At 61.3% G+C, this 24,178-nt stretch carries 17 protein-coding genes and 3 pseudogenes; 4 read left to right on the plus strand and 16 right to left on the minus strand.

The window, feature by feature from the left end; genetic code table 11:
- The first annotated feature begins 258 nt into the window (after nt 1-258).
- Nucleotides 259-435, plus strand: a complete 177-nt coding sequence (locus HX899_RS02605; RefSeq protein ID WP_164735976.1) for a hypothetical protein — start codon at nt 259-261, stop codon at nt 433-435.
- 6 nt (nt 436-441) lie between these two features.
- Here HX899_RS02605 and HX899_RS02610 read toward each other — a convergent pair whose 3' ends face one another.
- From HX899_RS02610 to HX899_RS02670, 13 genes and pseudogenes are all read right to left on the minus strand, one after another.
- The gene (locus HX899_RS02610) at nt 442-1,368 is read right to left on the minus strand and encodes an ArdC family protein (protein ID WP_127431521.1); all 927 of its coding nucleotides are present in this window, start codon (nt 1,366-1,368) and stop codon (nt 442-444) included.
- A gap of 301 nt (nt 1,369-1,669) precedes the next feature.
- Nucleotides 1,670-2,254: a hypothetical protein gene (locus HX899_RS02615; RefSeq protein ID WP_127431459.1), complete on the minus strand. Its 585-nt coding sequence runs from the start codon at nt 2,252-2,254 to the stop codon at nt 1,670-1,672.
- A gap of 389 nt (nt 2,255-2,643) precedes the next feature.
- On the minus strand, nt 2,644-2,973 hold the full coding sequence (locus tag HX899_RS02620) for a hypothetical protein (protein ID WP_127431458.1): 330 nt from the start codon (nt 2,971-2,973) through the stop codon (nt 2,644-2,646).
- Nucleotides 2,970-3,857, minus strand: a pseudogene (locus HX899_RS02625) (DUF7007 domain-containing protein). Before HX899_RS02625 ends, HX899_RS02620 begins: the two are co-directional and overlap by 4 nt.
- A gap of 15 nt (nt 3,858-3,872) precedes the next feature.
- Nucleotides 3,873-4,196: pseudogene (locus HX899_RS02630) on the minus strand (hypothetical protein); the annotation flags it as partial.
- A 90-nt stretch (nt 4,197-4,286) separates the two neighbouring features.
- On the minus strand, nt 4,287-6,035 hold the full coding sequence (locus HX899_RS02635; RefSeq protein ID WP_127431457.1) for a ParB N-terminal domain-containing protein: 1,749 nt from the start codon (nt 6,033-6,035) through the stop codon (nt 4,287-4,289).
- Nucleotides 6,036-6,550: 515 nt separating this feature from the next.
- The gene (locus tag HX899_RS02640; RefSeq protein WP_127431456.1) at nt 6,551-11,653 is read right to left on the minus strand and encodes a DEAD/DEAH box helicase family protein; all 5,103 of its coding nucleotides are present in this window, start codon (nt 11,651-11,653) and stop codon (nt 6,551-6,553) included.
- 119 nt (nt 11,654-11,772) lie between these two features.
- Entirely contained in the window at nt 11,773-12,174 is a 402-nt protein-coding gene (locus HX899_RS02645) for a DUF3085 domain-containing protein (RefSeq protein ID WP_127431455.1), read from the minus strand.
- Between the two features lie 10 nt (nt 12,175-12,184).
- Nucleotides 12,185-12,790 carry a DUF1419 domain-containing protein gene (locus HX899_RS02650; RefSeq protein WP_127431454.1) on the minus strand — a complete coding sequence of 202 codons (606 nt, stop codon included), beginning with the start codon at nt 12,788-12,790 and terminating at the stop codon, nt 12,185-12,187.
- 64 nt (nt 12,791-12,854) lie between these two features.
- The gene (locus HX899_RS02655; protein WP_127431453.1) at nt 12,855-13,880 is read right to left on the minus strand and encodes a DUF3991 and toprim domain-containing protein; all 1,026 of its coding nucleotides are present in this window, start codon (nt 13,878-13,880) and stop codon (nt 12,855-12,857) included.
- Between the two features lie 698 nt (nt 13,881-14,578).
- On the minus strand, nt 14,579-14,779 hold the full coding sequence (locus HX899_RS02660; protein ID WP_127431452.1) for a hypothetical protein: 201 nt from the start codon (nt 14,777-14,779) through the stop codon (nt 14,579-14,581).
- Nucleotides 14,780-15,395: 616 nt separating this feature from the next.
- Nucleotides 15,396-16,160, minus strand: coding sequence for a GntR family transcriptional regulator (locus HX899_RS02665; RefSeq protein WP_127431451.1), 765 nt, complete (start codon nt 16,158-16,160; stop codon nt 15,396-15,398).
- On the minus strand, nt 16,157-17,038 hold the full coding sequence (locus HX899_RS02670; RefSeq protein WP_127431450.1) for an N-acetylglucosamine kinase: 882 nt from the start codon (nt 17,036-17,038) through the stop codon (nt 16,157-16,159). The genes HX899_RS02665 and HX899_RS02670 overlap by 4 nt, the downstream gene beginning before the upstream one ends.
- Nucleotides 17,039-17,552: 514 nt before the next feature.
- Here HX899_RS02670 and HX899_RS02675 point away from each other — a divergent pair.
- The 3 genes and pseudogenes from HX899_RS02675 to HX899_RS02685 all read left to right on the plus strand — a co-directional run.
- Nucleotides 17,553-18,275 (plus strand): Crp/Fnr family transcriptional regulator, encoded by a 723-nt coding sequence (locus tag HX899_RS02675; protein WP_127431449.1) that lies wholly within the window; start codon nt 17,553-17,555, stop codon nt 18,273-18,275.
- Between the two features lie 143 nt (nt 18,276-18,418).
- The gene (locus tag HX899_RS02680; RefSeq protein WP_127431448.1) at nt 18,419-19,630 is read left to right on the plus strand and encodes an NADP-dependent isocitrate dehydrogenase; all 1,212 of its coding nucleotides are present in this window, start codon (nt 18,419-18,421) and stop codon (nt 19,628-19,630) included.
- Nucleotides 19,631-19,691: 61 nt separating this feature from the next.
- A pseudogene (locus HX899_RS02685) lies at nt 19,692-20,396 on the plus strand (IS5/IS1182 family transposase); the annotation flags it as partial.
- 85 nt (nt 20,397-20,481) lie between these two features.
- Here HX899_RS02685 and HX899_RS02690 read toward each other — a convergent pair.
- Genes HX899_RS02690 through HX899_RS02700 form a run of 3 tightly spaced genes read right to left on the minus strand, consistent with a single transcriptional unit; the run spans nt 20,482 to nt 24,175 of the window.
- Nucleotides 20,482-21,447 (minus strand): sugar phosphate isomerase/epimerase, encoded by a 966-nt coding sequence (locus tag HX899_RS02690; protein WP_127431447.1) that lies wholly within the window; start codon nt 21,445-21,447, stop codon nt 20,482-20,484.
- Between the two features lie 17 nt (nt 21,448-21,464).
- A complete protein-coding gene (locus tag HX899_RS02695) occupies nt 21,465-23,174 on the minus strand; it encodes an iron ABC transporter permease (protein ID WP_127431446.1) in 1,710 nt (569 codons plus the stop codon).
- Entirely contained in the window at nt 23,171-24,175 is a 1,005-nt protein-coding gene (locus tag HX899_RS02700) for an ABC transporter ATP-binding protein (protein WP_127431445.1), read from the minus strand. Before HX899_RS02700 ends, HX899_RS02695 begins: the two co-directional genes overlap by 4 nt.
- Between the last annotated feature and the right edge of the window lie 3 nt (nt 24,176-24,178).

A 24,178-nucleotide genomic window follows, 5' to 3' on the forward strand; every position in this document is an offset into this window, starting at 1 on the left:
ATCGAGGCTAAGCCGGTCTTCGATCAGACATGCCTCATCGAGCCCGCGCGGGACGTGGCTATCACAGCGATGGGAGGAGCAAGGCAATGGCGGCCCTCGTCATGGCGTTACCGTGCCGAGACACCGCAGCCGCTAAACCGTTACCCTGTCTCCAAGTCATAGCGTCGAATTCGGATGCGACAAACTCGGCCGGCCGGGCAGTTGCCTCCTGCCATTAACGCGGTATCGTGCGCTTGCGATTCGTCGCCTGGAGGATCTATGCGTCAGCAGACAAAGCCGTTTATCGTCGAAATCAAGCAGTCCCGAAAACTGAAAGCCACCGATCCAAGACCATCGATCTGGGTGAAACTGGACCTCACGTCCGATCAGCACACGCCGGCGGAGAAAGAGCCTAGAAACCTGTCGGCCGTTGCGGGTGACAACGACCGACCTTGACGTCTCCTACGCAGCCGCTCTGTTGTCGGCCTGGATGGACTGGAGTCCGTGCAGAAAGTTGACAGAACGCTGGGCATGTGCCGCGGCTTGGAAGATGGCCCGCCTGTCGTCGGATAGAACCTTCAGCCACGAGCCGAGGTAAGACGCATGGTCCGGCCGTGGCTCCAGCTCCGGTGCGATCCCGAGATCAGCGCAAAGGAAGCAGCTTCCAAGTTCGGCGATCAGTTCCTCGCGAGCCCGCTCGCTCTTGTCTTTGGCATATCGGCTGAGATCGCGCCCAACGCGATCGGCGCGCGCCGTCCAATGGCAACTTTCGTGACTCAGGGTTGCCACGTAAGACGCGGCGTCGCGGAACGTCTCGAACGGCGGCATCTGGATGTGGTCCGTGACTGGCGAATAATAGGCCTGCACCCCACCATGGCGGATGACTGCGCCGGTGTTGCGGAAAAAGCGATCGGCGTGCTCCATGCGCTCGTCAGGATCGAGCACCGGACCGGGTTTGTGATGGTACGGCTCCGGCAGCCTGTCGATCTGTTCGATGTTGAACACTGTATATGCTTTCAGAAACGGGATTTCCCGGTCGACTTCTCCACCATTGCCGTCCGCCTCGGACTTGGTGAAGCGGCTGGCGAAGACGACCGTCGAACCGGTCTCGCCCTTGCGCACCGCCGCTCCCAGTTCGAGCGCCTGCTTGAACGTCATCCACATGGGTGAGGTGAAGCCGCGCGCCATTCCCTCCGACCATAACAACAGAATGTTCATGCCCGAATAGGGCTGACCGTTGTAGCGTAGCGGCCGGGTAATCCGGCCATTGGTGTTGGCCGCGTGCCAGGGTTTCATCCAGGGTTTTACACCTTTTTCCAGATCGGCAACGATCCGGGCCGTGATCCGTGCATAGATGTCGGCGCGTTCGCCCTCGGCTTTCCTGCTCATGTCATTATCCTCCGTTTTGGAGGCCGCGCCCACCGCGGCCCCGTCGCGGAGGTCCGAAGGCAGGAGCGATCGGGTGGCATGCCGCACCGGAACTGCCGGAACGGAGAGAAGGACGGCGAAGCCGTTGCGGCGGACAACCGGCTCCTGCAGGACCGCCGACCGGGACGGGGTCGCGTGGCGAGCGGGGTCCATGTTTCTCTTCCTTCTGATGACCTGGAAAAAGGCCGGTCCCAAAGGAACCGGCCTAATGATCAGGGAGAGGGAAGAAAGGGCGGAGCCGAAGCTCCGCGCGAAAAACGGCTCAACCGAGTGCCGCCATCTGCGCCTCCGCCGCCTTGCGGTCGAGCGACTGGCCCGGGTTTTCGACCGGGCGGTCGAAAGGCTTCCAGGCTTCGCCGATGACGTGGCTGTAAGCAGCGACTGCGCCCTCGGCGGCCATCCGCAACGCGTGGGACTGTATGCCCATGTCGGCGGCGAATTCGCGTTTGCGCTGGGCGGCGCTGTCGTAACCGACCGGGCCATCGAGATCCTCGTCGCGGGCATCGTTTGCCGATTTGGCGGTGGCGTCTCGGGCCTCGGTGACGGCGCGGCTGTAGAACTGGCCGGCTCCGTGCGCCGAGCCGACATAGGCCCCGACGATGCGCTGGAGATGGATCTGCATCGCCTTCTCGCCGAGGCCGTCCGAGAGGCTGTCGGCGGTCTCAATGATCAGGCGCTCATGGAGCTCACGGACGCCGTCACTGTCGACCACCGCCGTTCCAAAACTCTCGGCAATCAGCATTGCCTGGACGGTGTCCGGGCATGTGAGCCTGACCATCTCGAGGGTCGCGCCCTTGCGGAGCGGCACGACGCGGGGGGAGGGTCGATTGGTTGCGGGCTTGGCCATGGGATCTTCCTTTCGTGGTTTCCACCGAAGCGGCTCCGGCCCCTGCCGGTCTGCCCTTCGATGCGATCGACAGGAACCGGCTGAGGACGGGCGCTTTCACAGGTCCGGGACGGCCGGACGAGCGAAACGGGTTTGCGGACAAGCGGGGTAAAGCCCTGCGAAGGACGCGGAGCCGTTTTGCGAGGGAGGCTGCACCGGCCGCTCCGCGGCGCCGCCAGCGACCTTGAAACGACCGGCCGCCGGTTCAGACCGCAGCGAAAACGAAGGGCAGACCGGCGGGGCGGGCTAAGGCTCCGAAACCCCGGAGGAGAGAGCCCCTCGCGACCGACAGCCCGCATCCCTTCCTCCAGCGCGGATCAGCCGCCACGAAAGCCCCCATACGGTCTGACTCACGCCGCCGCATTACCCGCATCATCGCCGAGCATCAGACGCATGGTAGTGATCGCCCGCTCCTGATGTTGGAGTTTGCGAGCTAGGGCAGCGATTTCCGTTCGCCGTTCGAAGCTGAGCCGCTCGACGTGATCCTGAAACAGCTGTTCGTCGGAGCGCGTCCACCGCGACCCGCCCCGGCGGTGCGAGCGGGCTTTCGCCTTCTCGGTGGCCGCTCTGCGTTCGGCCCGGCCCGTGATCTGCCGGTGAATGCGATCGAGATGGTGGCGGGTCTCTCGCCGCGCCGCCTCCATGCGGAACAGAAGAACGCAGGGACTAACCGGTTTCATGGACTGGTCACCCGCGCCTGCCAATTGATGAAAGACGACGGTCCGTCATAGGCAGCGTGGCGCGCCGGATCGATGACGAAGCCAAATCGGCCAACCTCGTACTCGTCTCTTGGCACGAGATAGCGGCGTTCTTCATCGGTTGCCCGCAGCCCGCCGATCGTGGCGATGACTTCGGCTATCCCGGCATGCTGCTCCGAGCGTAGCGCGGAGATGACGATCCAGTCGCCGGCATGCTCCCGCTCGAAGGCGCGGCGATCCTTCTCATGGGATTCACCGGGCGCAAGGGGGCGACCGAAGATCGCTTCCCAGGCATCGGGCCACTAATCCCGGATCGTCCGATCGGCGCACTTGCGCTCGTATCCGGTAAAGAGATTCGGATAGGCGAGGGCAATCGCGGCCCACGCGGTATCTTCTTCGTACCAGCCGCCTGCGCAACGAAGCATCGGATGAATCTTGACGTTGCACTCGTTGCACAACTTGAACCCGCCATGCCCGGCCGTGGTGTGAGAGACGATACCCTCCGCGTAGACGGTGGCGCCCTGCGAAGGTCCCCACGGGGTGGAGCAGTTCATCCGAACCGTTGGCCGGGCGAGCGCCCGGAGCTCGCGGCTGTGTTCGGCCTGTTCGAACATCCGTGCTTGAAATTCCGCCTCATCCGCAACGGCGCCATGATGCGAATAGAAGTCGTCGCGTTTGAGTTCGGAAAGCGGCCGTGCCACACGCCAGGCGCTCACGAGAAAATGCTGGCCATCGCGTCCCGACACCATGGCGAAAACGAGATCGCCGACACGGGCGACAGGCAGGTCATCGGCGCTGCGGCTGAACTCCGGCCCTGGCAAATCACGGGCGGAAGCTGCTTTGGCTTGGAGAGCAGGCGTGTTCATGCCGCGACCCTCCCCTCGACGTGATGCCCTGACGTGGCCGAGCTGCGGGCGCTCGATCACCTTGAATGTCAGGCTGCTGTCGAGCGAGAACGTCCTGTGGATACGGATCGTGATGACGCCATTGCCGCCGAAATCGCCCTCATGCAGCGTGAAATCCGGCGACAGGTTGGCATTGCCGATGCCGCGCTTGCCCTGTTTGCGGATCGGCCTGCCCTTGCTGTTGCGGTTTTCCCAGGCGGCGAGCTTCTTCCTGTGGCGCTCGGGCGGGCGGGGCGTGCCGTCGGACCAGACGACAATCGAGCCGATCGGGGCGAGGTCATAAATCAAAGACGCAGACATCTTCGTTTTCCTATTTTGAGGTGTGGAAACAAAGCAGCCGCCGGTGATGGCCGGCGGCGGTATCGATCAGTATGACGTTGTGGGAGAGGGTTACTCGGCCGCAATTCCGTAAGCGGTATCGGGATCCTCAGTGCTGGTGTCAGCGTCGGCTTCATCCAGTTCTTCGAGCCCGGTGTCGGCTGCGTTGCCGCCGTCCTCGATGCTGCCCATCGGCCCGTCGGCGGGTGCATCGTCGTCCTCGCCCCCTTGCTCCATGTTCTTGGCCAGCCACTCGCCCAGCTTCACGTCATCGGGTGCGAAGAGGCCGGACGGATGCACGAAACGCTCTTCCTTGAAGTGCTCGACAAGGGCAGCCCGGGTGTCCCTGACGCGCGGGCGGGGAGCGACACTCCTACCGCCGCAGGACGCTTCCAGTGCCGGACGCGATAGGCACGCGAGGAATTGCTCCGTGCCCATGTTCGGAAGATAGGTGTCGGCGCCGATGGCATCCCCGGCGATCCGGGCGACAATACCACTGTCCGTGCGGTTGGTCCGCGCCGACAGTGCGTCGATCAGGGTCAACCTCGCCACGACACGAAGCGTGTCCGTGGCGAACTCCAGTTTACCGCTTTCACCGATCAGCCGGACAGCGTGCCGGGCGAAACGCCTGGAGCCGTAGAGATGGTTGGAGGTTTCGGAGCCGGAGTCGACCGAGACGTTCTGCCCGGCGAATGCGAGGACGAGCAGCGCCATGAGGATATCGTCCTCGATCGGCGCTCGTGCCAATGCCTCGTGCAGAGCGTCTGTGCGGAAATCGCCGATCATGTCGAGGCCGTTTCGGGTCACGTCGGGACGGGTCTTGGCTGCAACATCGATGGCCTCGTTTCCGTCCTCACCGCCGGGCGCGGTCGGATCGGCCTTGCCGTTCGCCTTCTTCGCCTCCGGCATCCGGAAGTGGGCGGACTGCACCTTGCCCTCTCGATCGAGATACATGGCGGTGCAATCGCCCTTGCCGGGCTTGCCGTAGACACGCTCCGCCTTCGGCGGCAACTGCGGCTGGCCCCAATTGTTGAGCTCGACGATGGAACCCTTCTTCGGGAGATTGCTGCTCATCCATTCCTGCTGCGCACCGAGGAACGCTTCGACGTTCGTCGTGAAGCGATTGTCCTCGTCAGCCGGTCCGAACAGGTCTTCCGCCCATTCGATGCCATAGGCCTGGCGAAGATCGTCGCCAAAGCTCGCATCGCGCGCGAACATGCGGGTCTTGGTGAGGCCGGTGGCGATCGCCCACCAGTATGCCGTGTCACCCTTCTTCGGCTTGTGGGCCTTCCAGACTTCCTTCTGCTCGTCGAGCGACGCCGCGGAAATCGTGCGAAGCTGCTGCTCGTTTGGCATGTCGCCCCTGGCCATGTGATCGAGCATCGCCGGCAGCACATTGGCGAGCAGTCGGAGCTTCCGGATCTGTCTGACCGGCAACGCCAGCGCAATCGCGATCGCTTCCTCGGTCCAGCCGAGAGCAACGAGGCGCTCGATGCCGCGCCATTGGTCGACCGGATTGAGCGGTTCGCGCGCGATGTTTTCGATCATCGAACGCATCGCGCCATTGTCGTTGGCCGCCTCGACGACGATAACATCGATTTCCTCGATGCCGGCGGCGATCGCCATGCGGGTGCGCCGGTGACCGGCTTCGATGACATAGCCGTTGCCGCCGGCTTCGGCGAAAATGACGGGCGGCTGGATGATGCCGACGGCCTTGATGGTCGCAAGCAGCAGCGCGTCGGCCTGGGGCGTCGACTTCGACTGGCGCGTATTGTCGGGATTGTCCTTCAGCGCACGCGGATCGACCTTCATGAGTTGCATGGGAGTGTTCCTTTCCGGGGGATGCGGACCTGGCCCTCTGCCGGTCCTTCCTGTCTTCATTTTTTTCCTGAAGACATCTTCCGGACCGCAAAGCGGCCCGACCGGCGCAACAGCGGTCGAGCAGCCCTGCCGCGAAGGACAAGCGGGGCTAACAGCCCTGCGAAGGACGAGTGGCCGGGATGCGGAGGCGGCGGTTGAGCGACAGCGGCGGCGGGAGGACCGATCTGCGATCGGTTCTCCTTCCCTTTCCCCTTCTCCCTTTCCCAACTTCTTCTGATAAGCGCTCTGCTACAGAGCTCGAAATCTGGTTGCGAGGGAACAAAAAAATGGGCCGTCGGAGAACCGAGGCCCATGAAGTGTGAAGGTCAAAAACCTCCAGAGGGGAACAGCTGTTGCGGCGGCACTGGGAGGAGACCGCCATGTGCATCAGCTGTGTGCACTATGATCATTTTTTGATCAGATGGAAAACATTTATTGTGCAATGCACCTATGCGCATGCGGCACTGCTTCCAAGATCAAGCTGATTGCCTGGCAGAGGTACCTGCCTCGCGCGCCTCGGCTGCGAATTCCGCCTCAACGTCCCGGAGCTGGCGACGCTTTTCGCCCAGTTCCGCGGCAAAGGCGAATTCGCCACCGTCACGGGTTTGGTATGAGGCAAGACGTCTGCGCGCCTCCTCCAGCCGCTGGCGATAGCGTTCCCGCTCCCCGTCGAAGTCGTCGAGCGCGTGCTCAAGGCGGGAGACCGCGCCGAGCGGCGTCACCGTGACAGCGAGATCGATCTCGTAATCCGCGCCCGTGCGCTGAAGCAGGGTCGTGTAGCGATAGCCGTCAGACCTGCCGAACCGCTCGCCATCATAGACGAGATCGAAGCCACCAATGGAGGCGATGACGATCTCACCCTCCTGTTGAAGCTGGACGAGGGTAAGGATTTCCTTCATCAGCGCGCGGCCGGCTTCCTTTCGCTCATCGTATGAAACGCCCGTGACGGTCATCGTGAAGGCATCTCCCGCAGTCGGAACCAGCCGTCGGATATCCCTGCCGATCTCGTCGATACGCCGGGTCGATACCTCGATGTCGCGTTCGGCGTCCCGGACTTGCCGACGCACCGCGAACAGATCATCATCATGGGCGGCGCGTAACCGCTCGAGACGAGCGATTTCCGCTTCGAGCCCGGCCTTCTGCATCAGGCGCTCGTCGCCCGATGCAATCGCCTTGGCCATGGCGAACTGGTTGGCCTGGCCTTCCCCAAGGTCGTCCAGCCGGCGGATCGAGGTGTCGCCAGAAAGGGCGGCGGCGATAAAGCGGGCCTTGCGCTCATTGTTCTGCCACATCGCAGCATCGAGTGACCCTTGCGTAGCATAGGCGAAGATATCGACGACATCGTGCTGATTGCCTTGGCGGACGATTCGACCCTCGCGCTGCTCGATCTGGGATGGAAGCCACGGCACATCGAGGTGATGCAGCGCCTTCAATCTGAGCTGGGCGTTAACGCCGGTGCCCATCATTTCCGAGGAGCCGATCAGGAAGCGAACCTTGCCCGAACGGACGTCGCCGAACAGGCGTTGCTTTGCCTCGGTCTTCTTGAAGTCCTGAATACAGGCGATTTCCGATGGCGGGACACCGAGACGGACCAGTTCGTCGCGAATCCAGCGATAGGCGCTGAAGCCGCGCGTCTTCTCGACATTGATGGTGCCGAGATCGGAGAAGATCATCTGCGCGGCGCCCGGCAGTTCATAGGGCTTGCCGTCCGGGCGATGGTAGGTGTTTTCGCCCGTTTCCTCCCAGATGTGAAAAGCGTTCTCGATGAGCAGATTGAGCTTGTTGTCCGGCTCGTCGTCGTTTGCCGGAATGACCAGCCGCAGGTCGATCGCCGCGTGGCGGCCGTCGGTGATGACGGATAACAGTATGTCGTCGCCGGGCTGGGCCGGGCCCTCGCGCATCTCGATCGCCTTGATGCGGCTGTCGAGGATCTGCTGATAAAGTTTGAAGGCCGGCGTCGGCCTGGCCGTGAGAATCTGCCGCCGGCCGGTCGAGAGTGCGGGGACCTTCACATATTGTTTCAGGTCCTCCGGCATCACCACGTCGGCGAAGGAGCGGAACATGGCGATCAGCTCGGGCACGTTGACGAAGCTCGCAAACCGGCTGACCGGCTTGTATTTACCGGACGGCTGGATTTCGAGTTCGGTCGTCGTGTCGCCGAAGGTCGAGGCCCAGGCGTCGAATTCGTGAAGCCCGCGTTCGCGGAGCGCCTCGTGGCCGAGCAGGCGCTGGATCGAGAACATCTCACCGAGCGTGTTGGTGATTGGCGTGCCGGAGGCCAGCACGAGCGCGCGGCCGGGATTTTTGGTCTCGATATAGCGAGACTTGACATAGAGGTCCCAGGCCCGCTGCGATCCGTTCGGGTCGATGCCTTTCAGCGTCGACATATTGGTCGCAAAAGAGAGTTTGCGGAATTCCTGCGCCTCGTCAACGATGATCTGATCAACGCCGATTTCCGAGATCGTGAGAAGGTCGTCCTTGCGCGTTGAGAGCGCTTCCAACCGCTCTTGCAAACCTTCCTTCAGGCGCTCGAGCCGCTTTCGCGACACCCGATCCTCGCTGTCCACCTTCGTGAGCAGATCCTCGTAGAGCTCGAGCTCGTCCTGGATCATCTGGCTCTCGAAAGCCGACGGCACGGCGATGAACCTGAAGGCAGAATGGGTAATGATGATTGCATCCCAGGCTGCCGTGGCGGCGCGCGACAGGAAACGTGCTCGTTTGTCCTTGGTGAAGTTTGTCTCGTCGGCGACGAGGATGCGGGCATTCGGATAGAGGGCGAGGAACTCGCGCGCTGCCTGTGCCAGGCAATGGCCAGGCACGACCAGCATCGCCTTGGCGATCAGGCCGAGACGGCGCTGCTCCATGATTGCGGCGGCCATCGTCATCGTCTTGCCGGCGCCGACGGCGTGAGCGAGGTAGGTCGAGCCGGAGGAGATTATCCTCCAGATACCACGCTTCTGGTGCCCATACAGAACAAAGGCGCCGGAGGCGCCGGGCAGTTTCAGATGCGAGCCGTCGAACTTCCGCGGCGCGATATCGTTGAACCGGTCATTGTAGGCTCGCGCCACCCGGTCGGTGCGGTCGGGGTCAGTCCAGACCCAGTTCTGAAAAGCTTCCTTGATCTTTTGTAGCTTGTCGCGGGCTGCTTCGGTATCGACGACGTTCAGAACGCGGCGTTCACCCCCAACATCCCTATACACGTCGAAGATCTGTGGAACCCGGCTGTTCAGCGCATCGGCCAGCAGTTCGCCGGCGTGACGGCGCGCCGTGCCCCATTCGGAGGTCCCCGCGGCACTATAGCCAAGCTGCCGTGCCTCGACGGTCCATGACCCGAGCTCCGGCATATGGTGGATCCTGATGTCCACATCCATCGTTTCCTTGACGAAGGCGACGACATCGGCAGCCGGAATCCAAGGTGCGCCGAGACGTGCGGTGATATCCGACGGCCGGAGGTCGGCAGGCTGGACGTCCTGCAGCGCTCGGACATTGCGCTCGTATATTGGATCGAGTGCAGCCGCCGCTTCGGCGACGGTGAGCTTCGTGCGGACCGGGCCTGAGAGATAGGCGTCAGAGGTCTGCCAGGAGCCATCGGCGGGATCGCGGAAGATGGCGTCACCGAGTTCGTCGATGACAGCGTTGGGGTCGCGATGCAGCAACTCGGCAATATGCTCGGGATCAACGCGGCCGCGTTCGTTGAGGACGACAGCCAGCGCATCGGCCGCACTGGTGATGACGGGTGGTGCCGGAGGCGAAATGACCCGCTCGGAGAAGATCGGACCGGGCTTTGCCGTGTCTGTTTCGAGGTCGTAGTCCTCGATCGAGGCCACCAGCCAGCAATCCGGGTCGTCCAGGAACGGCTGGAGATTGGACCGGCGATGGGTTTCGCGGACCTCGCCCGTCTCATCATCCTCCGAGATCGAGACCGTCGTGTGGTTGATTGGCCCGAAGTCTCGGACGAAACTCGACCAGGCAATACGCAGCCGAACCTGCAGATCCCACCACGGCTGGTCGCGTTCCTGCGCTTTCAGCACCTCGCGCACGGCATCGCGGATCGGAACCAGCTTCTTGATAATCCGGACATGCTTTTCGGACAGGCCGTCGCCTGACCGGCCTTTCCGCACCGAAACCGCGAGCGGCACTCCGTCGATCATCTGCATGAGGCCGTGGCGGTTATTGATGAAGAAGCTGCCCTCGCGGACCTTGTCGTTGCCGGAGCGGAGATCGACGATCTCGCCCAGTTCCTCTTCCAGATCGATGTCGATCTGCGTCGGCTCGCCGTCATACAGATTCTCCGGAAGAAGAGCGATCACGGCCTTCAGTGCCGTTTCCAGGTCTTCACCGGCGCGTGGCCGGCACGTATAGGTCTCGCCGAACGGGCCAGACGTTAGGGCGTGCTCGCCGAGCACGAGATCCGGGTGCTCTGCGAACCAGCGGTTCACGCGGATTGCACCGTCGTCGGATGTGGCCGGGTGCACCTCCTCCAGATCGAGCCACGACAGATCGCCCTCCGGCTCGGCGATCCGGCGCTTGCGGAAGAACAGGATGTCCACCACTACGTCCGTGCCGGCATCTGCCTGGAAGCTGCCCTCGGGCAGGCGGACAGCGGCGATCAGATCGGCGGATCTGACGATATGCTCGCGGGCCGTCGCGTCCGCCTTGTCCATCGTGCCGGCGCTGGTCACGAACGCCGCGAGTGCACCAGGCTTCAAGAGATCGATCGACCGGGCGATGAAGTAGTCGTGCAGTTGGAGACCGAGCGGACGGTACTGCCGATCCGAGCGAACCGTTCGATCGGAGAAGGGCGGGTTGCCGATGGCGAGATCATAGATCGCATTGAGATCGGTGCGCGCAAAGTCGGCGTTGATGACGCGCGCCTTCGGCTGAAGCAGCCGGGCGATCCGTGCCGTGACCGGATCGAGTTCGATTCCGGTGACTCGAGCGTTATCCCTGAACGCGGTTGGCATCAGCGCCGGAAACAGGCCCGTGCCGATCCCCGGCTCCAGCACCCGGCCTCCACGCCAGCCGAGACGCTGAAGTCCCGCCCAGACCGCGCGGACGATGTATTCCGGCGTGAAGTGTGCATACTGAGTGCAGCGGGCGAGCGAGGCGTAGTCGGTCTCGGTGACGGCACTTTCGAGCGAACCGCCGAGATCGTCCCAGCCCTTGCGGAATGCAGTTTCGCCGGGCCGGCGAAAAATCCCATTCGCAAGATCCGAGGCGCCAAAACCGGTGAAGCGGATCAGCTTCGCCTGTTCGTCACGGGTGGCGGGTCGATCCTGTTTTTCGATTTCGGTGGCAGTCAGGATGGCCGCAAGATTTGCCTTCGCCCGCTCCTTCCAGGTCGCGGCCAAGCCGCGGTCGTCGCCGTCGTTGAGATAGAAGTTGGTTCGCTCGCCGTGTCTCCGCGTCGCCGGCCGCTTCGTAGCTGGCAGAGGCAATGCCGGCGTGGGGGAGGGCGGCGGTGGATCGGGATCGTCTTCATTGGCGGCGAAACCGCCAAACGCGGTGACACCCAGGCCGAAGCCGGACGACAATGCGCTGCTGCCTGATATATCGAGGGTGAAGGGATCGTGGGACATGAAAGCTCCTTTTCGAGGATGTGCGCCATCGCCCACGGGACAGGTCCCGTGGCTGCGAAGGCGGATGAAAATGAGTTGTGGGAATTGGACCTGGTTCGTCCGGCGGCAGCGATCGCGAGCTACGAGCGCGTGATTACGGAGAGCTGCGTTGTTTCCGTCGCAAACTCCGCCCGCAGATACGTGGCTTCCGGGTTTGTGGAAAGCATGGCTTCCAGGCTCTCAGCGTCGATGAAGACGATGCCGTCGTCTCCCCCGAAATACCGGCGCTTGTAGTGCCAATGGTCCGGATTGGTCTTCGGATCGCACTCGTCGGCATAGACCGCGAGTGCCCTTTGACCCTCTGCCAATTTTCCGTTGGAAAGCACATAGACGCCTTCATCGCCGACGATCCACAGGCCGTGCCGTTCGTCGTTGTCCGGGAGAAGTCCATAGTGAGGATTGCGGAAACCGCCATTGGCTGCCGCGTCGGTGCGTCCGCGCGCGATCACCGCACGGACATCGACCGCGCTAAAAGTGAACATGGCGTCCTCCTCACGCGGCGATCGGGGAGGGAAGGTGGCGAAGATGCACCGGCAGCTTCACAGCGATCTCCCCGTCGGTGAGTTCCTCGAGTAGCTTCAGGAAAGTGCCCTCGTTGCCGCCATAGAGCACGACGGTGCGCTTGCCGCGAGCGGACTGCGGCCACTTGTCTCCGGCATAGCCGCGGTAATCGTCGGCAGTCGTGCTCCAGATATGCTCGAGCCGCTCTTGCCGCGTCATGGCCCGGACCGGACGGCTTTCGCGCTCGATGATGGCGACGCGCATCGTTTCGACGGATGCCTTGTCGGAAAGATCGCAATAGCCATGGAAATACCGAATCGCCTCGTCGATCCTGAGCGCGAAGAACACTGATGTCACCGAGCCTGTCATGTATTCGCGCATCGCAAACATGGACCCTCGGATCCACAATGGCGGTAGGATCTCGAACATGTAATCATGCTCGGTCTCGCCGATCTCGAACCATTCGTCTGCGTAGAATGGCGCGGCATCACCATCCCAACGGTTTGGGCGCTGCGCGTGGCGATCGAACATGCGGAACATCTGCTGGCGGCTTGCGACGCCCTGAAAAACCTTGGCGATTGCGGGAGAGGGGATCATCTGCGGCTCCTTGCGCGTTTTCGGACCGAAGTGCGGCGCCGTCCTCTCGACCTCGCCATCCTCTTCAATCCTTCATGACCCCTTCCGAGCTGCCGGCATCGCGACCGGCCGGGTCAAGGGCCGGCTCCGCCGGGCGAAGCCTCCCTTGATGCGGGCGGTGCGAATGCGGCACGCCTCTTTCCTTTTCCCGTTTTTCCTTTTTCCCAATCTTCAGGGTCTCGTTCCAGTCCTCCTCGGGCGGGCGCAGCCGCGTCCAGTCGCACCCGGTATCCTCGGCGAGCGCCCGTAATCGCTCGGCAAACAGATCGCCTTGTGCATTGGCGTCCGTTGCGGCGACGAGTTGGGCGCCGGGCCGGAAGGTCAGTTCCCACAGCGCGGCTTGCGTGGCCGGCGACCATCCGCCGCCGGTGCTCAGATAGAGCGTGCCGTCGCGCAAACCCTCGATCGCCGCGAGACTCATGGCGTCAATCGCAGCTTCGGTGACGGCCAGGCGCCACGCAGTAGGCGGCCCGAGACGGAAAAGAACCTTGTTCCCTCCAGAGGCGAACCCTCGGTATTGCGGACCTCGCGCCTCCCAGCCAGTCACAACGCCGACACCGTCCGTATGAGCTGCCCACATGCTCCCGTATGGCCCTTCCCGCAGAAGGTCGCCTTTGATCGCCACGCGGAGCAACGGCACCGGCAGGCAACGATCGCCATGGAGATAATGCCATGTCGGTGATCCGTGCCATGGGCGCCGGCGCGCCTGCCAGCGCTCGGGAAGAGAGAGGTTGTATCCTCCTTCACGCCTCGCGGGCTGCCACTCCGGATCTGTGATCCTGACACCGACGAGATCCGCGACCCTTTCGGCGCCTTCGAGAAAACCGACATGGTCGAGATGCTCGACAAGCCCGAATACGTCGCCTTTCGCATCGCTGAGCGGATCGAACCATCCGCGCCCCTCATGCGTGACGATGATGATTTCACCGTCACGGCGAAACTTGATCGCCCGCCGGGTGCTTTCCTTGATGTCGATGGCGAAGCTCGCCCTTTCGAGAACGGCCGCGCAACTGACCCGTTCGCGCAGCGCTTCTATGTCTCTTCTCTTCATTTTATTTCCGATCGCCCGGCGATCGGCCCTCGTTGCCTTCTTTGCCCGTCGTTTCGCGGGCACCCTTCGGCCAGCCGCGAAGAGCAAAGGCGGCAAGGGCGCGGCTGACAAGTGTCGGATCATGCTATGCTCGACCGCGGCGAAGCCTCCCTTGCGGCTTGCAGTTCGCAAGCGGCACGCCAGAGGCAGGGGCAGGTTCAATGAGCCGGCCAGGGAAAGAATTCGTGAACGATCGCAAGATCGTTGTCGGGGTCGATTCCGTCAGAGGGTAGAACGCCGTACTCGCCATCGGCTTCGACGCGGGAGAGCTGGAAGGCGTTGGACCGTGCGAAGGAAAGATCGCGCGACTTTAAGGAGGTTCAATGGGAGCTGGCCAATTCCCGCTCAATGGCTCCTCAAAGGCAGGGGACGGACGCGATCAGCCCGACGCGGAGCGGCAGCGGCCACAACTTCCTAGCGGACCTTCAGCGGGTTGACGGTAGAATCCGGAGCTCGGCTAGGATCTATCACAAACACGCGGATCGGCCTGCTTTCGTGCCACCTCTCAGCGGCGTGCCGCACCGACCTCAGGAGCCAGTGTCTCCGTACTTTCAAAACCGATGGCGCGATCTTGCTGCGGGCTGACGTTGCCAAGACGACGCATTTAAAAGCAGCATGCAAAGCAAGGTGAAAGCGTCCGGCGCCAGCGACCGTGGCGATCAATCTGACCGCGTGATCTTCATTTTCTCGAGCGCCTGTTCCACTGAGTCGGCGTTGAGTGAAATAACCGCACGCTCCACGCACACCTCAATTTCAGCGGTATCCTTTCCCTCGATCAACGCGATATCAGTCACCGCCCAGCCTCTAGATATCCAATGGAGGCAGGTTCGTTCAAGCGGCGAGAGTATCGCAATCTTCATGGCGTGCTGGTTCCACTCAGCCAAAGCCAGCAGGTTTCCGAGCGGAAAGCATCGACCATGAGATTGGAGAACCTGTGCAAATTTGATCCAAGATCACCATGATCGCTTGTCTCGAAACCCTTTGGCCTACCTGTCCAGCTCGACTTCAACTCAAACTTGGGGTCAACACCAAGAGATCTGCGTCGTCTTCAGGCACAAGCCGACCTTTGTGCTCAGCATGCTCATGGCGTTGGTGGGTCCCGCAAGCGGGAAGCGTATTTGTCAGAGCAATCCAAGCGGCGACGGCGCGCGTGGCTGCCTTGGGAAGGCGGCCCGCGACCAAGTTGGGCTCGAGACCGTAGTTTGATGCGAGTGACAGCCGAATCGAAGCGACTGCAATTTCGCGCTTAGCTCGATTGAATATTTCAGGGATATGGCGGCGTGGTCGGACAAGCCTCGAGCGACTGTGACGACGAATTCGGAGTCCAGGGCGCGCAAACCGCATCGAAGGCAGCCAAGTCATTCGCTAAGCGACCGAGCAATCTGGCCGCAGCTTCTGAACTTCGTCGATCTCTCGGCGCATGTTCGTTTGCAATGGTGGCGTGCATGATAGGATCCTGTCTTGTAAGAAGAGGGGTCAGTTTTCGAGAAAGGTGAGCTCGCTGACGAAACCTTCGGCATTGCCTCGGAAAAGAGAGCGGGTGAATTCGATCGCGCGGCCCGAAGCAAGATAGGCAACGCGTTTTGTCAAAAGCCCAGCCGTTCCGACCGCGACGCCAAGCGTTGTGGCGTCCGGATCTTCGATGTTAAGTGCGAAAGTGCGTTGGATCGCACGAACGGGTCTAAAGTTTGCGTCCGCGAGTGTGTTGCAGATGGAACAGGTAACGGTACGAGCGTCGGGCAGGAACTCGGAGGAAATGCATATGCGTTCAATCGCAATCGGCTGGCCCGCCGAGCTCCGCAAATGGGTGATGCGCACGACGCGACTGTCGCTTGACAGGCCGAGTGTCATCATCTCCTCTGGTGCGGGCTGGGACGTGCTGCGCTCGATGCACTCGACTTTCGTGCCCGATCCAAGCCAGGAAATGCCACCTGTCAAAAGATACGCGCGTGACGGAGGCTGATCTGCGCGGACCGCCGATCCGGCTACGAAGGTTCCTGAGCCGCGCCGGCGAACCAGAAATCCGTCTTGCACGAGATGGTCGATTGCTTTGCGGACCGTTACACGGCTAACGCGGACATGTTCAGCGAGGTCTCGTTCGGGATAAAGAACGTCGCCCACTTTGAGTTTACCCGACAGGATCGCCTTTTCAAGCGCCAGGCGAAGCCTTTGATAGAGCGGACCGGCGCCGTTGATGTCTGTGCCCCATCCTGGAAGCATAGCCGCAAGCGTGTCGCTCATTCGATCGCTTTCAGATGGCCGAAGCGCGACACAGCCAGGGCCACGGCCCCGCTCAGTGCATCGCCTTCGGGCGTTACCAGTAGACTTTGATGCCGTGCAGCGATCGAGGACGAATACAGCGGCCCCAATCCCCCGAGCAGGCAAATCTTCTGCGTTCCTCGAGCGACTAGACGATCAAGTGCTTCGTCAACTGAAACAGCGGCTTCTTGCAACAGGCGCGCGGCGACAGCATCGCCCCGTTTCATGTGCTCGAATACGCGCGGCGCATAGCGGCCGAAGGCGCCGGGCTTTGCATGCCGCGCAAACTCGACGATATTGCGCGGGTCATTTTTGAATTCCGCAAGGACGGAGGCGGTCATCGCGGACATGTCGTGGATGCCGTCATATGCGAGCAGCGTTTCTTGCAAAAGCGCATGTCCAATACGAGCACCGCTGCCGAGGTCGCCCACAGTAAAGCCCCATCCGCCGACGTAGGTCACCGTTTCGCAGTGGCGGGAAATGTAGATCGTGCCTGTTCCTAAAATGGCGACGGCTCCGTCTTTGTCACCTAGCGCGCCTTGTAGCGCGATCAGCCCGTCTGACTCGATGTCCGCCTGGGCGAAGGGTAGCCTGTTTTTCACGTAGTGAACGGCCTCGCCGACATTATTGCCTGCGACCCCAAGTACTGCACGCGCCGAGGCGATGCTACGCGCATTGATGCCAGCTGCGTAGAAAGCCGCGCGGGTCGCACTGGCAATGTTGTCGACGGCCGTATCCGGATCGGAGAGAATGTTAGCTGGCCCGGCTTGAGCCCGCGCAAGGATACTCCCGTTCGCACCGGCGACTGCAGCTCGGCAGCTGGTGCCACCGCCGTCGATTCCGATTAGGTAGACAGTCATCCGCCCGTTCCTTCAGGATGTCATCTGACACAACGTCGATCGCGTTCAGGCCGCACCAGCCGCGCGCACCGCCTTAGTACGTACGTCGCACAAACATACTGGGCTGTCAATTCGAAATCGGCTTGGGAGAGTATGGGCGACCCAGCTGAAGCAACCCGTAATGCCTTTCGACCTGAACCCTTTCCCCGTCGCGAGTAACCGTCATACAATTTGGGATATGCTCGTGCGCAAACACGTCGGCAGCTTCGTCGCCCAGGGTTGGAAGATCTTTGCTTCGTCGTTCAAGTTTGAAGGATTCTGCGGGTCGGCCTCGTGTCGAGGCAGGCGCTTCCAAAAACAGCATGGCACGGAAACTTTGATCTGGATCAACTCGCGGTCCCGGCGAAATTGGTAATCATCAAGCCGCGCCGGAGGAAATCGGGATAGCCGAACCCGCAATCGCGACGTAAGCGTCTGAGTATGCCCAGCATGCGCAGCCACATCCGGCACACGCGGATTTTGAAGGGATCAGGACATGGACGTTGCACGCAGTAAGGGTTCCGACGCCGGCACTCCCGTCGCTTGCGCTTCCTGCCAGGCGCGGCACGGCGTCGTCTGCGGCGTACTGTCGAGCGGTCAGTTAAAGGACCTCGGCCGCCACTCGCTGCGCCGCAAGGTCGATGCCGGCAGCGAGATCGTCGCTCAAGGGTCGGAAAGCTCTTTCTATTCGAACATAATGCGCGGGGTGGTGAAACTCTGTAAGGTGATGCCGGACGGGCGCCAGCAGATCGTCGACCTGCAATTCGCCCCCGATTTCGTCGGCAGGCCCTTCGTGCGCGAAAGTACGCTGTCGGCTGAGGCTGCGACCGATGTCGAAATCTGCGTCTTTCCCCGCGACCTGCTCGACCGCATGATATCGGAGACGCCGGAACTGCGGCGCAGCCTGCACGATCAGGCGCTGAAGGAGCTGGACGCCGCGCGCGAATGGATGCTGACGCTCGGCCGGCGCACCGCCGAGGAGAAGGTCGCAAGCCTGCTCCACCTCATCGCCACCCACGCCGAACCGCAGACCGCCACGACCACCGTTTTCGACCTGCCGTTGTCCCGCGCCGAGATCGCCGATTTTCTCGGTCTGACCATTGAAACCGTCAGCCGCCAGATAACCAGGCTGCGCAAGAGCGGCGTCATTCGCATCGAGAAGTTTCGACATATCATCGTCCCCAACATGGATGAGATGGAGCGGATGATCAGCGCATAGAACGGGATCAGCTGCCGAATTCGGGATCAGCGCGTGATTACGACGCGGTTGTTGGCGAGGCCAGCCTGTGGCGCCAGCAGCGCTCCTCATCACATCACCCACCCGGGACCCCGTCCCCATTCAAGCTCGAACGAGGCAGATACATGAACAAGATCAAGGTCGCCAATCCCGTCGCCGATCTCGACGGCGATGAAATGACGCGCATCATCTGGCAGCTCATCAAGGATAAGCTGATCCATCCGTATCTTGACCTCGACATCGACTATTTCGACCTCTCGGTCGAAAACCGCGACGCCACCAACGACCAGGTCACTGTCGACGCCGCCAACGCCATCAAGAAGTACGGCGTCGGCATCAAGTGCGCGACGATCACGCCGGATGAAGCCCGCGTCAAGGAATTCAACCTCAAGGAAATGTGGAAGAGCCCGAACGGCACGATCCGCAACATCCTCGGCGGCGTCATCTTCCGCGAGCCGATCATCTGCAAGAACGTGCCGCGCCTCGTTCCCGGCTGGACCAAGCCGATCGTCGTCGGCCGCCACGCCTTCGGCGACCAGTACCGCGCCACCGATTTCAAGTTCCCCGGCAAGGGCAAGCTGACGATCAAGTTCGTCGGCGAAGACGGCACCGTCATCGAGAAGGAAGTCTTCAACGCACCGGGCGCCGGCGTTGCCATGGCGATGTACAACCTCGATGAATCGATCCGCGAATTTGCCCGCGCCTCGATGATGTATGGCCTGATGCGCAAGTGGCCGGTCTACCTGTCGACCAAAAACACCATCCTCAAGGCCTATGACGGCCGCTTCAAGGACATCTTCGAGGAAGTCTACGAGACCGAATTCAAGGATCAGTTCAAGGAAGCAAACATCACCTACGAACACCGTCTGATCGACGACATGGTCGCCTCGGCGCTCAAGTGGTCTGGCGGCTACGTCTGGGCCTGCAAGAACTATGACGGCGACGTCCAGTCCGATACCGTTGCCCAGGGCTTCGGCTCTCTCGGCCTGATGACCTCGGTTCTGCTCACGCCGGACGGCAAGACGGTCGAAGCCGAAGCCGCCCACGGCACGGTGACGCGTCACTATCGCCAGCACCAAAAGGGCCAGGAAACCTCGACGAACTCGATCGCCTCGATCTTCGCCTGGACCCGCGGCCTCGCGCATCGCGCCAAGCTCGACGACAATGCCGAACTCGCCCGCTTCGCCGCGACGCTCGAAAAGGTCTGCGTCGACACCGTCGAATCCGGTTTCATGACCAAGGATCTGGCGCGGCTGATCGGCCCCGACCAGCCGTGGCTCTCGACCACCGCCTTCCTCGACAAGATCGATCAAAACCTGCAGAAGGCCATGGCGTGAGCCGGCCTTTCCAAAATAACATCGAAGCGGCGGGGATTTCCCCGCCGTCAGATTGCTGCGAGTGTTCGACGCCCCGACGCTCAGCCCAGAACCGCCGCGGTTACAACGATAAATCGGTTGCCGGGACATCTTCGATTACATCGTCGAACAGGCGATCGGCCACGGGCTGGTCGGCACGGTGGCGTTACACGGATTCGACCCATCTGAAGGCCAATGCCAACAAGGGCGAATACGATCTTGCAATGGTCGAGAAGTCGCGCGCCGACTACTTGGCCGATCTGGATGCGGCGATCGAGGCCGAACGCAAGCTGCACGGCCAGAAGCCCTTGAAGGACAAGGAACGCCGGCCGGAGGTGACGACGACTAAGGTTACGCGCAGCGTTCAGACAGCGGCTATATGGTGCGCGACGGCAGGCCGAAGGGCTTCTTCTCTCTCGATCATCGCACGATGGACGGCAAGCTCGCCATCATCACCGATACTTATGTCACGCCAGCCAATGTCCACGACTCGATCGTCTATCTCTCAAGGCTCGACCGGCAGCAGACCCGTTTCGGCTTCGATGTCGGCGCGGACGGGCTGGATGCCGGCTATGCTACGCCGGGCATCGCCAAGGGCCTGGAAGACCGGCAGATCCTTGGCGTCACAGGCTATCGCAATCCCACTCCGCCCAAGCCCGTCATGATGCGCAAGTCGACGTTCGTCTTCGAACCCGAGACCGATGGCTATCGCTGCCCCGAAGGCCATTTGCTGACCCATTCGACGACACCGACGAAGCCGACAGATTCTTTGGTCTAAACTGTCCATCCATCTGGACCGCGGAACGGTTCAAACGTCAACGCTGCTACCTTTGTCACGACGTAGTGAAGAATTGTCGAGGGCAGGCGCATTCGCCATCACTGCTTTTCCTCTCGCGCGCCTCGGCTACCATCTCCTCAAGCCTAACAGCAACACCGTGAGCGCGGCGATAGTAGGCGGATTCTGGTATCCCATACCGGTCAATTGGCGTCTCGAAGTTGAGCGGAGTCTGATAAGGAGTTGAGGCGATCGCCGAGGCGATCGTGTGCCAATCTAATCGTCCGTCGAATGGCAAGAGATGGTCATCCACTGCTCCGAAGTTGTCGTGAATGTGAGTAGCAATGACGCGATCCGCGAAACGCTCAAGCACGCTGAGCTTGCCTGGCTCGATCAGTTCCCAGTGGCCACAATCGAAGCAGACGCCGATGAACTCCTTGCCGTATCGAGCGAACAGCCGATCATAGAGGTTGAGGAAATTCTGGGCGTTGGCGCAGAGGAGAGTTTCCGCGGCAATCTGGACGCCCTTTTCGACGCAGTAAGGCCTGATTTCGTCGAGAGACTGGAAAAGGGGGTCGAAGAACGCTCGTTCGGCGGCTTCGCTGCCGAAGACGTTGTCGTTGATATCGATGTGCAGAACGATATTGGGGGACTGGAACGCGGCCGCCAGGTCGACACGGTTACGCAACAGCTCGACTCCGCTGCGGCGCTGCCATTCATGCGGCGACAGGAAGTCCTTGCGCGTCTCCATCGCGAAAGGGCCAGGGTTTTTGTAGCCGATCTCAGTGATAGGATTGCGGCCATTGCTGGCATGAACCGAGTGCACTTTCAGCCCAGCATCGGCCACGATCCTGCTTGTAAACTCGATCTCGGCGTCGGCCAGCCAGTACGAACTGCCGGAGTCGGGATTCCAGTTGATGTGTGTGAAGCCAGCTTCCTTAATGAGGGTGAGCGAGTTGCGAATGCCTTCGTCGTACCAACGCTCCTGGTGCGGCCAATGCCAGACGGTGATGCAGGTATCCAATGGATCAGTCTCCTGTTCTACAATGTTGTGGTTTCTGGACCTTTGCCAAGGCCGATCCGCTCAGCCAACAGAATGATCGCCATTGAAAACACCATGATCAGATTGACGTAGACGAGGTTGAGGGCCGCCTGCTCAGGATCGACAGACAGCGAGCTGTCTACGATTGCAATCGGCAGCGGCTTGTTATTGACGTTGTATAGAAAGGCCGACAAGGGGTATTCCGACAGGAGATCGTTGAAGGCCATCCCGGCGACGAGGATTACAGTCGGCGCCACTATCGGCAGAATGATGCGGCGATAGCGATAAAGACCGGTGGCGCCCATCGAGCGGGCGGCCTCGTTATAGGCCGGATCAATTCCTACGAAGGCGGCCCTCAGGAACCTCACCATCAGCGGCAAGGCGACGATGGCGTAGCCAATCGGCAGGAGCCAGTAGCCGCCGAGGAGGACTGCGTTTCCAACGAGCGGGTTTGGCGAGTCAAAGGTGACGATCAGCCCGACAGCGAGCAGAATACTAGGAACTACCCATGGCAGGAAGAAAGTGATGTCCAGAAGGCGCGTCAGCCAACTGCGGCGGCCAAGAATAACCGGGACGGCAAACAGTGTAACGACGAGCGCCGCCGATACCGCGACAAGGCTCATCACTATGGAGTTGAAAAACGGAAGAAAGGCGCTGCCTTCGGTGAAGACGCGGGTATAGTTCTTCAGTGTCAGGCTGGATGGGATCACTTCGATGCCGATGCTCGCGGCAGGGGCGAAGGAGAAGAGTACGACAAGCGCGATCGGCACCGTATAGATAGCCACGAGAAGATAGGCAAACAAATGTAGCACTGCATTGCCGATGGGGCTGCAAATTTTGCGTAGCTGGATGGGCGCAGTCGCTTTCGCGCCGCCGACATAGGAGCCGCGCGCTTCGAAATATTGAGACAGCAGTATAAGCGCCATGAGACATAGTCCCATCATAAGCGCGAGTAAGGCGGCCATGTCGGGACGGCGCAGGCTGTTCAAGGTCAGCACCATCTGGCTCAGCATGTGGAAATCGCGACCGCCCAGCACCTGAGGGGCGGCGAAAGAGCTGATTGCGGTGTAAAGGGTGAGAAGGGTGACGGCGAGGAACGTCGGCATGATCGCGGGCAGTACCACACGCCACAGGATCGTATATTCCGAGGCACCCATACTGCGCGCAGCTTCGATTGTTGCGTAGTCGACGCGGCGCATCGCAGCGCGCAGAAAAAGATAGTAAAAGTTGGTCATCAGAAAGGTATGCGTGAAAAGCACGCCAAACCAGCCGATGAACCAGGCTTGCGGGAGGCTGGAGACGGCGGCCTTCACCAGATGTGTCACCGCACCGCTGGGACCATAGGTGAAGTTGTAGCCCGCCGCCGCAACGACACCGCCGAAGACCAGGGGCGTTGCATAGGCGATTTTCAAGAGTGCGCGACCGCGTACGTGAAAATATTCAAGGACGACGACCTGGAACATCCCGACAATGGTCACCGTAACCATGGTCGCTGACGTCATCCAAAGCGTGTTCCAAAGGGCAGCGCGCACTCTTCGTGATCTTGAAAGTTCGCTTGCGATCTGGCCGACCACCAGGCTGCCGTCCTTGAAAAAGGCCGCATGAAGTGACGCGACTAGCGGCAGGATCAGGAAGGTGATGACGATCCAGATCAGGGCCGCCACTCCGATCCAATAGACTACGCGCTCGACGGGCGCCGCGCGGTTCATCTGCCCGCTTCCTCGAAGATATGCGCCGAGCCCGGCCGGACCGTCCAGGACACGGTCTCACCGATTTCAGGTAACTCGTGCCCCATCCTGGCGGCCGAAATTAAGTGTCCGCCGGCATCCAGGTCGATGCGGCTGTGGGCGCCAAGAAATTCCACATGGCGGACGGTCGCCGGCAACCCGGCTTCTACCGCTTTCCCGACGAACACATCTTCGTGGCGGACAAAGATGCGTCCCTGAACGTCGCGGCCCAGAATTTGCGCGACAACCGGTGCGAGCAGTTCGTTGGCGGTGCCGATAAACTCGCAGATGAACGGCGTCGCGGGCTTTCGATAAAGAGTACGTCCGTCACCGATCTGTTCAACGCCACCGTTCGCCAGCACGACGATCGTGTCGGACATGGTGAGTGCATCTTCCTGATCATGCGTGACAAAGACCGCCGTGAAGCCAAATTCCTGCTGGAGCCTCTTGATCTCGCGGCGCATCGTCACTCGCACCTTGGCGTCGAGATTGGACAATGGTTCGTCGAACAAAAGCACCTTGGAGCCCGCGACGAGCGCGCGCGCAATCGCGACCCGCTGTTGTTGCCCACCTGACATGGTCGCGGGCTTCTTGTGCAGTTGCTCCGTAATCCCGGATGTTTCGGCGATCTGGGTGACACGCTTGACAATCTCGCCCTGCGGGATCTTCGCCACACGCAAAGCAAAGGCGATATTCTCGAAAGCCGTCATCGTTGGAAACAGCGCATAGTTCTGGAATACCATGCCGACGTTGCGCCGCTCCGGAGGCTCGATGGTAATATCTTTTCCTTCAAGAATAATCCGACCGCTCATGACCGGATGAAAGCCAGCCAGGGTCCTTAGGACGCTGGATTTGCCGCTGCCGGAAGCCCCGAGCAGAGCAACGAACTCGCCTTCGTGAATCTCAAGCGAGAGGTCGCTGATGACAACCTTGTCGCCATAGCCAATATGCAGTTTATCGATGATGAGGATCGGGGTCGGCATAAA

This window comes from Rhizobium sp. WYCCWR 11146 (assembly GCF_013591995.1).
Taxonomy (GTDB): Bacteria; Pseudomonadota; Alphaproteobacteria; order Rhizobiales; family Rhizobiaceae; genus Rhizobium; species Rhizobium indicum.

What these genes read in the sequence shown, in the direction of transcription:
- HX899_RS02605 (WP_164735976.1), top strand. Translation starts at nt 259, where the DNA reads ATGCGTCAGCAGACAAAGCCGTTTATCGTCGAAATCAAGCAGTCCCGA.
- HX899_RS02610 (WP_127431521.1), bottom strand. Translation starts at nt 1,368, where the DNA reads ATGAGCAGGAAAGCCGAGGGCGAACGCGCCGACATCTATGCACGGATC.
- HX899_RS02615 (WP_127431459.1), bottom strand. Translation starts at nt 2,254, where the DNA reads ATGGCCAAGCCCGCAACCAATCGACCCTCCCCCCGCGTCGTGCCGCTC.
- HX899_RS02620 (WP_127431458.1), bottom strand. Translation starts at nt 2,973, where the DNA reads ATGAAACCGGTTAGTCCCTGCGTTCTTCTGTTCCGCATGGAGGCGGCG.
- HX899_RS02635 (WP_127431457.1), bottom strand. Translation starts at nt 6,035, where the DNA reads ATGCAACTCATGAAGGTCGATCCGCGTGCGCTGAAGGACAATCCCGAC.
- HX899_RS02640 (WP_127431456.1), bottom strand. Translation starts at nt 11,653, where the DNA reads ATGTCCCACGATCCCTTCACCCTCGATATATCAGGCAGCAGCGCATTG.
- HX899_RS02645 (WP_127431455.1), bottom strand. Translation starts at nt 12,174, where the DNA reads ATGTTCACTTTTAGCGCGGTCGATGTCCGTGCGGTGATCGCGCGCGGA.
- HX899_RS02650 (WP_127431454.1), bottom strand. Translation starts at nt 12,790, where the DNA reads ATGATCCCCTCTCCCGCAATCGCCAAGGTTTTTCAGGGCGTCGCAAGC.
- HX899_RS02655 (WP_127431453.1), bottom strand. Translation starts at nt 13,880, where the DNA reads ATGAAGAGAAGAGACATAGAAGCGCTGCGCGAACGGGTCAGTTGCGCG.
- HX899_RS02660 (WP_127431452.1), bottom strand. Translation starts at nt 14,779, where the DNA reads ATGAAGATTGCGATACTCTCGCCGCTTGAACGAACCTGCCTCCATTGG.
- HX899_RS02665 (WP_127431451.1), bottom strand. Translation starts at nt 16,160, where the DNA reads ATGAGCGACACGCTTGCGGCTATGCTTCCAGGATGGGGCACAGACATC.
- HX899_RS02670 (WP_127431450.1), bottom strand. Translation starts at nt 17,038, where the DNA reads ATGACTGTCTACCTAATCGGAATCGACGGCGGTGGCACCAGCTGCCGA.
- HX899_RS02675 (WP_127431449.1), top strand. Translation starts at nt 17,553, where the DNA reads ATGGACGTTGCACGCAGTAAGGGTTCCGACGCCGGCACTCCCGTCGCT.
- HX899_RS02680 (WP_127431448.1), top strand. Translation starts at nt 18,419, where the DNA reads ATGAACAAGATCAAGGTCGCCAATCCCGTCGCCGATCTCGACGGCGAT.
- HX899_RS02695 (WP_127431446.1), bottom strand. Translation starts at nt 23,174, where the DNA reads ATGAACCGCGCGGCGCCCGTCGAGCGCGTAGTCTATTGGATCGGAGTG.
- HX899_RS02700 (WP_127431445.1), bottom strand. Translation starts at nt 24,175, where the DNA reads ATGCCGACCCCGATCCTCATCATCGATAAACTGCATATTGGCTATGGC.